Annotated in this window: 7 protein-coding genes; 4 read left to right on the top strand and 3 right to left on the bottom strand. The window is 39.9% G+C overall.

What is annotated here, in order from left to right:
- Positions 1-194 precede the first annotated feature (194 nt).
- A complete protein-coding gene (gene repM / locus V7D75_RS13920) occupies positions 195-1169 on the top strand; it encodes a replication initiation protein RepM (protein WP_133378671.1) in 975 nt (324 codons plus the stop codon).
- A 225-nt stretch (positions 1170-1394) separates the two neighbouring features.
- The gene (locus V7D75_RS13915; protein ID WP_333615039.1) at positions 1395-1736 is read left to right on the top strand and encodes a hypothetical protein; all 342 of its coding nucleotides are present in this window, start codon (positions 1395-1397) and stop codon (positions 1734-1736) included.
- A gap of 18 nt (positions 1737-1754) precedes the next feature.
- Here the strand turns inward: V7D75_RS13915 and V7D75_RS13910 are convergent, their stop codons facing one another.
- The 3 genes from V7D75_RS13910 to V7D75_RS13900 are packed head-to-tail and all read right to left on the bottom strand — an operon-like array spanning position 1755 to position 3292.
- The gene (locus V7D75_RS13910; protein WP_333615038.1) at positions 1755-2387 is read right to left on the bottom strand and encodes a hypothetical protein; all 633 of its coding nucleotides are present in this window, start codon (positions 2385-2387) and stop codon (positions 1755-1757) included.
- A 16-nt stretch (positions 2388-2403) separates the two neighbouring features.
- The gene (locus tag V7D75_RS13905) at positions 2404-2943 is read right to left on the bottom strand and encodes a hypothetical protein (protein ID WP_333615037.1); all 540 of its coding nucleotides are present in this window, start codon (positions 2941-2943) and stop codon (positions 2404-2406) included.
- A gap of 55 nt (positions 2944-2998) precedes the next feature.
- Entirely contained in the window at positions 2999-3292 is a 294-nt protein-coding gene (locus V7D75_RS13900) for a mobilization protein MobS (protein ID WP_333615036.1), read from the bottom strand.
- 255 nt (positions 3293-3547) lie between these two features.
- Between V7D75_RS13900 and V7D75_RS13895 the strand changes: the two genes are divergently transcribed.
- A complete protein-coding gene (locus tag V7D75_RS13895) occupies positions 3548-5161 on the top strand; it encodes a MobA/MobL family protein (protein WP_333615035.1) in 1614 nt (537 codons plus the stop codon).
- Positions 5162-5339: 178 nt separating this feature from the next.
- A complete protein-coding gene (locus V7D75_RS13890; protein WP_333615034.1) occupies positions 5340-6083 on the top strand; it encodes a hypothetical protein in 744 nt (247 codons plus the stop codon).
- Positions 6084-6275: the final 192 nt, after the last annotated feature.

The raw sequence follows: 6275 nt of genomic DNA, 5'->3' as shown, positions 1-6275 counted from the left end.
TTTAGTTACCAATAAGGTGACGTTTAGTTACCAATAAGGTGACGTTTAGTTACCATTATGAGACAAGTTTTTCTTTGTCTTTTAAACGACGTTTACTTACCATTATGAGACTCTTGTATATTTGTCACTAAAGTGACTTGTAATAATAAGTCACTTAATATAAGGTAGGGTTTAAACATACTAGGATAAAGCCAATGAATAAGAAGCAAGACTTAGTAGTAAAGACTAATCAGTTAAATCAAGCATTACAAACATTATCGTTATCTGAGGTTCGAATTATTCAACTAGCTATAGTCGATGCTAGAGAAACTGCTACGGGATTAAGCACTGATAAACCTTTACGTATCGATGCCTCTCGTTACGCAGAAGCCTTTGGCACTTCACGACAGAATGCCTATGCTCGAATGAAGGAAGCAGAAGAAACCTTGTTTAATAGACGTTTTACCTATCAGGATATTAATGGTAAGCCAATCAAAAGCCGCTGGTTACAGCAAGTTCAATACCATGATGGTGAGGGCGCAATAGATCTAGTTTTTACGCTTGCCGTAGTAGAAGGGATTAGCCGTATTGATGGGCTGGAGCAGTTTTTCACTTCCTATTTGTTAGAGCAAACTACACAATTTGATAGTGTTTATTCAGTGCGCCTCTATGAGTTACTTACCCAATGGCGCGCCGCCAAAAAAACGCCTTGTTTTGAATTAGGGGTCTTTCGACAACAAATGGGGCTAGGTGTGAATGAATATAAAAGAATGAATGACTTTAAGAAGCGAGTGTTGGACTTGGCCATTAATGAAATTAATGAGAAGTCCGATCTGAAAGTAAAATATGATAACGTAAAGAAAGGCCGCAGTATTACAGGCTTTAAATTTGTAGTTCATGAGAAGAAAAAACCCAAAACTGGACAGGTAGCTGAAGCTCGCGATGTTGACAACGGTGATATGTTCACTATTGATGGGTTGTCTGATAAGCAGCTGTGGCGTATCAGTCGGCATAAAGAGTTTATAAGTACATATAGCGGTCTTGCTAAAGGCGACGCTGGTAAGAGCTGGTCAGCATACAGCGACTTTATAGTCGGTGAGATCAAGAAGGACGCTTCTAAATTCAGTAAAAAACGCCCTATACGTGAGTATTTAGATGGGAATGAAGAGGAATACGATTTCTCAAAATAGCGAGAGAAACTGACCACCTAGAACAGTCTGTTATAAGCGGTTCTCTTATAGTGGTCTGTTTTAGGCAGTCTGTTAATAGGTTTTTGTGGCTTTTACGTCGGTTCCGCTAGGGTATACCTAAAAGAAATCATCCTAGTTAAGAGATGTAATTCGATAGACGGAAAGTATCCCAAAGTTAATTTTAAGTATAATGAAGTACTAAATTTAAAATAATAAGGTTTGTTTATGGAATTATTAGGGGCTGTTGCCATTTTTGCACTTATATTTATTTTTTTTCGGTATAAGTTTAATAATTTTCGCAAAAAGAAATATAAGTTTTTCAACATTATTGTCTATACAGCAAACTTCTTAGCTAAAAACCCAACAGAATTGGCTATAACCATTGACGATGTTTCTTATGCGGAGCTATTAGAATTTGTTAACGAAAATCCTTCTATAATCATGGAGCTCAAACAGATTGATAACTCAGCTATATCTTTTGATGTCGTTATAGAAGGTAAAAGATATGGAGTCATCGGCCGAAATTACATTATGAACCAGCTATCATTTATGGCAAGGGCTTTGTAAGTGAAAAATATGTAAAGTCTATTGATAGGGGCTTTTTTTCGGTTTACCTATTTTAGCTCCATAGATAACGAAGTGTACTAACCATGAAAGAGTTAGATATGAGGCCACAATCGATAAAAATAATCCGAAGCCTATAGCTATCTGAATTAGAAAATAGTCTTCAAAATATGATTGAGCTTTTGTGATCCTATCAAGGAATTGCTGATATTCATCTTCATTTATGAATTCTATTCGACCATAACTTGAAGCCCAAGAAAAAAGAGGTTCATCACATATAAGAGTATGTGTGGCTGATAGAGAGCATGAATTTGCTTCTAACATTCTAGCGCTAACTAAGTTTGTTGCATCTATCTCATCACCGCCATATTGATTCCTAAGATAAACCTTAATTTGAAAGTCAAAGTTATATATCCCCAAGTATTTTTCTGAAGAATACTTATCGTATTCTATAGCCTGAATATTATAGTCTTTAGCGTATGTCCTGACTTTATCAAGAGGCATTTGCTGATGGTAGCAGTAATCACTACTTATACTACATGTTACGATTTGCCCTCTATTAAAAACAAAGTCCTGCTGAGCTAGCCAAAAACTAACCACCAAAGCTGGAATAGCTAAGACTAAAGATAACCGAATATACTGCTTTTGATTCAAATCAACCTCGTAGATATTATTTTTTTAATTTTAAGTAGTTAGTAGTAATTATGCTAACCAACCTTCTCAAAAACAGTCTAACCCCTTGATATTTGAAGTAATAAATTATAATAGTTTTTGGCTTTTTAATCGCGTCATCAAATTCCGAGACTAATATAGGGCTTTTTGGATTTACCCTAATCTCTTGGAAGGTTTTTTCATCTAAACTCTTAGCTTTATTATAGAAAGTAGCAGCAATATTCTTAATTTCTGTCGCTAAAATTTTTTCGTTACTGGCTAACCCACCAAATGATATAGCACTGTTGCAAAGTTGACGAGCAACCAATCTAAGTTCTTCCAACTTAGCTGTGTTATCGCTTTCAAATGGTTCCATCATCTCGCTATCTAGATGAACAAGGTTTTCCCTATATTCTTCTAGAAGAACTAATATTTTTGCGGCCTCATTCGACATTATTTCACTACGTTTTTGGTTTCTCCATTGGTAGAATATAAATAAAGCAATCAACCCTGTGCCGAGGGGCGAAAGAGATCCCCAGTCCCAACTATTAAAATTCATTTATAAAGCCTATACCAGGTATGATTTTCATTAGAGTTTCAAATTTATAGTTTTTTTAATCATCAGAATTATAGTAATTACTCACTGGTACAGTTCTTAAGTTTTCTACCAAGTCTAACATTAAATCTTTATCTGCTTGTCTGGTCAAAAAATCCAATAGGTTGTCAGCTGTATACTCTTTTAATCCAGCTACAGAATCATTCTCTAAAGCATCTACAAGGAAAGCACCCAGTAGTATTTTTTGCCGTGTTAGCTTCTTATCTAACTTCTGTTTTTCTCTATTTATCTTAAGCTCAAGATCATTAATTTTTTGCTGTTCTTTTAAATCATTACCACCAAGTAAGCTCATACCTTCCTCCTAAACTATCAAATTAACTATCTATCTGACTATAGCAACTTCGCCAGTACCTAACAACAGTTTATGATATAGTTAATTGACGGATGGTTGAGTCCCACTGACTAAGTGCGAGTTTTCGACTTTACAAATGTTTATCCCTATCGGTCACACATTTATAAAATCAAAACATCGGCAGGGGCAAGCCCCCACACCCCCAACATTGCAAAAAGATGCAATGTTAAAAACCTGAAAACAGAGCTTGTAGAAATGGCTATTTTTATCGCATCGACCAAATCAATATCACGCGGCAGTGGACAAAGTGCCGTTGCTTCTGCGAGCTATCGCGCTGGTGTTGAGCTTGACGATAAGCGATACGGTAAAACCCATGATTACTCTAAACGATCAGGCGTTATGAGTGCCGATATCATTTTACCGACAGCATTGGCTTCTGCTTATACTGATATTTCACGCAGCGATTTATGGAATAAGGCAGAGGCTGCCGAGAAGCGTAAAGATGCGCGTGTGGCTCGCGAATGGCTGGTTAATCTGCCGCATGAATTAAGCGCAGAAGACCGAAAATCCATCGCGCACCAGTTCGCCCAAACGCTTGCGGATCGTTACGGTACGATTGCCGATTGCGCCATTCACAAGCCTACTCAAAAAGAGATTGATCGAGGGGCAGACCCTCGCAACTTCCACGCCCATATCATGTTTACCACGCGTACCGCTGAGCTTAACGATAATAACGAGATTGTATTGACCGATAAGGCGACCATTGAGCTGTCCGATAATAAGCGGCGTGAGCTTGGCATGGAGCGCGTCAATGTTGAAATCAAAGAAGTACGGCAACTGTGGGAGCAGATCGCTAATGAGAAACTGGCCGAATATGACCATGAGCTGATTGATTCGCGCAGCTATGCCGATCAAGGCAAAGATATTGAGCCGCAAATCAAGATGGGTAGCGTTGCAACCAAGCTAGAGCGTGACAAATACGAGAGTGAGCGAGAAAAAGCAGAACAAGCAAACAAGAAAGGTGAGGTTTACGAGATAGACGAAACACCGGCCACAATCAGAGGTAAGATTAACCTGATGATCAATGAGCGCAACCGTCTAGTACGGACACGCGAACTTGCCGATCTGCGTGAAAGTAAGTTATTTATCGTCCCAGCAGCGCCTACGCCTGAATATAAACCCAGTAACGTGAGCAATGACGAGCTAGAGCAAGCTGAATCAGTGGTTGAGCGCGTCAAACAGGTACGTATTCAGCGCCAGATTGCAATCGATGCCGCTGAGGCGCTTGAAAAAGAGCGTATTGCTCAGCAGCAGCGTGACATGGCCGACCAAAAGGAGCGTGAGCGCCTATTAGCGCAAGAAGAAGCGCGTCAAGCAAAGCGTGAGCAGCAACGCGCCAAAAGAGCAGAAGAAGAAGCCGGCTTTAAGGCGCAACACGATTATATCTCGCATCAAGGACTATCGGATCAGCACAGACTTCTAAAAATCATCGACCAAAAAAGCGACTTTGGCCAACACCTCATGACCCTCCTGCATCTTGATCAGCAAATGAGCGCATGGCAGCGCTACCGCAGTGAGCCGAGTACCACTGACCACCAAAAACAGCTTGCAGGCCGTGAACAACATGAAATTGGCAGCCACATTATCGGCCACAGCCAGCAGCTGCTTGATCACATCAAGTCTATAAGCGACCTATCGACAAGAAAAGCACACACCAAAGCCTTAGAGCGCGTCTTTGATAACATCAAAGATCGACAACAAAGCGCCCTCAGCCCCGAACACCAGCGCCAAATGCGAACGGTATCCACTGAAATCACCGGTTATAGCCGTGATATCAACCGCAGCCGAGGCATGAGTCTTGGCTTTTAAGCTCACAAGCAATACTAAACGACACTGACGGTCGCATAGAATAACCTCAGAGGCTTCTCAGGCATCCCACAGCGCCATTTTGATGCTAGGGTACCAATAACGTATAAACCACCCTAAAAACGCCCACAGCGCCATTTAGAGGCCAAATAGCATCATAACTAGCGACTAGGAACGATCCATGCCAGAAAACGACCTCTCTATCCAACTAGAAGACCTATTGCTTGCACTTGAGACCTACACCAAAAAAATAGATAAGCAGCTGATTGACAGCTCAAACTTACATCATGCGCACTACAAACAAGCGCAAGATATTGCTAATTGGGCAAAGGCACTGACTTCACTGTTAAAAACCTATCAAAACAAAGAAACCTTACTGCAAACTGAATTTGTTGAAGCCATTAACAAAGAGATCGCTAGCGTCTTTAAAACCAATGAAGACAACTATCACAAGCGTATTGATGAAGGCTTCACTAAGCACATCACTGATGCGAGTGATACGTTCTTAAAAACAACAAAGCTGCTTAATAAAGACTTAGGGAAAATACAGACCTCTGTTACCAGTGTTGCTAGTAACCTTGACGATACTAAAGACAAGATAGCTGAGCTAAATGTAGATGCCTCCAAGCAGATGCTGGATAACGTTAAGCGAGAGTTTGGCCGTCAATTAATACTAACTTTGGTCGTTATGGTTGTTGTGGTATTAGCATTAGCCTCTGGAGCAGCTTGGCTGTTTATTCCTAGCAAAAGCGAGATAGCAAAACGTCAAGATGATTATCAATATCTGGAAAAGGCTGGTGTGGCTCATAACATTGTCAAAATAAGTGGACAAGATGGTCACTATGCGAGGATTGATCCCAAAGACTGTTTTGAAGATGAGAAGAGTTCGTTCTATAGCCAATCAAAGCTATGCAAATTTAAGTAACTTACTTCCTAAATCAACCATTAAAAATAGCCCTTTGTTTTTTAAGCTTATCCACAACCAAAAATGCTTTTAATGCTTTTAAATGCTTTTAAATGCTTTTAAGCTCGCTACAGGCCTTGCGGTATAAGGGATGTAAGACCAATAAGGTGACGTTTAGTTACCAATAAGGTGACGTTTAGTTACCAATAAGGT

Source organism: Psychrobacter sp. (assembly GCF_036731945.1).
Taxonomy (GTDB): domain Bacteria; phylum Pseudomonadota; class Gammaproteobacteria; order Pseudomonadales; family Moraxellaceae; genus Psychrobacter.
This window is presented reverse-complemented; position numbering and strand designations above follow the sequence as displayed.